The sequence below is a fragment of the Bordetella petrii genome, from assembly GCF_020991325.1.
In the GTDB taxonomy this organism is placed as follows: domain Bacteria; phylum Pseudomonadota; class Gammaproteobacteria; order Burkholderiales; family Burkholderiaceae_B; genus Bordetella_A; species Bordetella_A petrii_E.
Genome location: NZ_JAJMLX010000446.1, coordinates 1 through 2,190, shown reverse-complemented (window position 1 = coordinate 2,190; position 2,190 = coordinate 1). Strand labels below are relative to the sequence as shown.

General features: G+C 67.3%; 1 protein-coding gene and 2 pseudogenes. 2 read left to right on the top strand and 1 reads right to left on the bottom strand.

Annotation, left to right across the window (positions count from 1 at the left end):
- Positions 1 to 187, bottom strand: a pseudogene (locus LPZ50_RS24335) (hypothetical protein); the annotation flags it as partial.
- A 154-nt stretch (positions 188 to 341) separates the two neighbouring features.
- On the opposite strand from LPZ50_RS24335, the gene radA reads away from it, so the two are divergent.
- Positions 342 to 1,703, top strand: a complete 1,362-nt coding sequence (gene radA, locus LPZ50_RS24330; protein WP_230665414.1) for a DNA repair protein RadA — start codon at positions 342 to 344, stop codon at positions 1,701 to 1,703.
- Positions 1,704 to 1,764: 61 nt separating this feature from the next.
- Positions 1,765 to 2,190, top strand: a pseudogene (locus LPZ50_RS24325) (sulfite exporter TauE/SafE family protein); the annotation flags it as partial.

The following is a 2,190-nucleotide window of genomic DNA, read 5'->3' as shown; positions in this document are numbered from 1 at the left end:
AGTCGAAACCGGCGCCGGCAATCAGTTCGGACACCATGGGAAACGGCAGCGTCGACCACAGTCCGATCTGCGGCTGGAGCGCCTGCAAGGCGCGCTTGAAAAGATTAGGGGCTGGCGAGCAGGCGGCCAGCAGGGCCGCCGCCAGCGTCGTGCATATCCAGCGGGCCGGTGGGTTCTTGGTATTCATGGTCGGGTCCTGTTCGGGGGATCGTTCTGGTTAAACGCGCCAGCGGCCCCAACGGGGTTGAATCCTCCACCATGAGTTTGCAAAAAAACGTATCCGTGACGGCAAGCGCGCGCCATGGCCCGGCCCCGCTGCGCATTGCCGGTAAACTTGCGCCATGGCCAAGCCTCGAACCGTCTATGTCTGCGCCGAATGCGGCGGCACCAGTCCCAAGTGGCAGGGCAAATGCCCGCATTGTTCCGCCTGGAACACCCTGGAAGAAACTGTCGAGACCGGCGGCCCGGCCGCCGCGTCGCATCGTTACGCGCCGCTGGCGTCGTCCAGCCCGGTGCGCAGCCTGGCCGACATCGAGGCGCGCGAAACGCCGCGCCAACCCACCGGGCTGGACGAATTCGACCGCGTGCTGGGGGGCGGGCTGGTGGCCGGGGCCGTGGTGCTCATCGGCGGCGACCCGGGCATCGGCAAATCCACGCTGTTGCTGCAGGCACTGGCAGTCATGTCGGCCAATGCCCGCGTGCTGTATGTCACCGGTGAAGAATCGGCCGAGCAAGTGGCGCTGCGCGCCCGGCGCCTGGGCCTGCAAACCGGCAACGTGAACCTGCTGGCCGAGATCCGGCTCGAGTCCATCCAGGCCGCCGTGTCGGAACAGCAGCCCGCGGTGGCCGTCATCGATTCCATCCAGACGCTGTACAGCGGCGAACTCACCGCCGCGCCCGGCTCGGTATCGCAGGTGCGCGAATGCGCGGCCCAGCTCACGCGCCTGGCCAAGCAGACAGGCATCGCCATTGTGATGATCGGCCACGTGACCAAAGACGGCGCACTGGCCGGCCCCCGCGTGCTCGAACACATCGTCGACACCGTGCTGTATTTCGAGGGCGATACCCATTCCTCGTTCCGACTGGTCCGCGCATTCAAGAACCGCTTCGGCGCCGTGAATGAGCTGGGCGTGTTTGCCATGACCGACCGCGGCCTGCGCGGGGTGGCGAACCCTTCCGCGCTGTTCCTGTCGCAGCATGAACAACAGGTGGCCGGTTCGTGCGTCATGGCCACGCAGGAAGGCACGCGGCCGCTGCTGGTCGAGATCCAGGCCTTGGTGGACAGTTCCCACGCCCCCAATCCCAAGCGCCTGACCGTGGGGCTGGAAGGCAACCGCCTGGCCATGTTGCTGGCCGTGTTGCACCGCCATGCCGGCGTCACTACCTACGACCAGGACGTGTTCGTCAACGCGGTGGGCGGCGTGCGCATCACGGAGCCCGCGGCCGACCTGCCGGTGTTGCTGGCCATCATGTCGTCGCTGCGCGACCGGCCCTTGCCGCGCGGCCTGATCGCGTTCGGCGAAGTCGGCCTGGCCGGCGAAATCCGACCCGCGCCGCGCGGGCAGGAGCGCTTGCGCGAAGCTGCCAAGCTGGGTTTCAACATCGCCCTCATCCCCAAGGCCAACGCGCCGCGCCAGGCGATCGAAGGCCTGGAAATCTGGGCGGTCGACCGGCTCGACGCCGCGCTGGACAAGCTGCGGTGAGCGGCTTGCCCGGCATCGCGGCTACCGCTTTTCCCGTCATGGTTTTCAAGGAGCATCGGGCATGAGCCTGTGGGTGATGGGCATATGCCTGGTATGCGGCGCGCTGATCGGATTCCTGGGCGGGGTGCTGGGCATAGATCGCCATTCCCGCGCTGGTGCTGCTGATGGACATGTCGCAGCAACTGGCCCAGGGCACGGCCCTGATCATGGTGCTGCCCACCATCATCATGGCGGTCCGTAAATACAACCAGCAGGCCCGCATCGACCGCGCCGTCGCGCTGGCCGGCGCGGCAGGCGCAGTGGCCTTCACGTGGGTGGGGGCGCAACTGGCCCTGGGCATTTCGTCGCGCACCCTGAGGCTGAGTTTCGCGGTATTCCTGTTCTTCGTGGCCGTGTTCTATGTCTACAACCTGTTGCGCAAACGTCGTCCCGCCGCTGGCCAGCCGGCCCGCCGCGAACGCGCCGCGCCGGCCTTCACGCGCTCGCG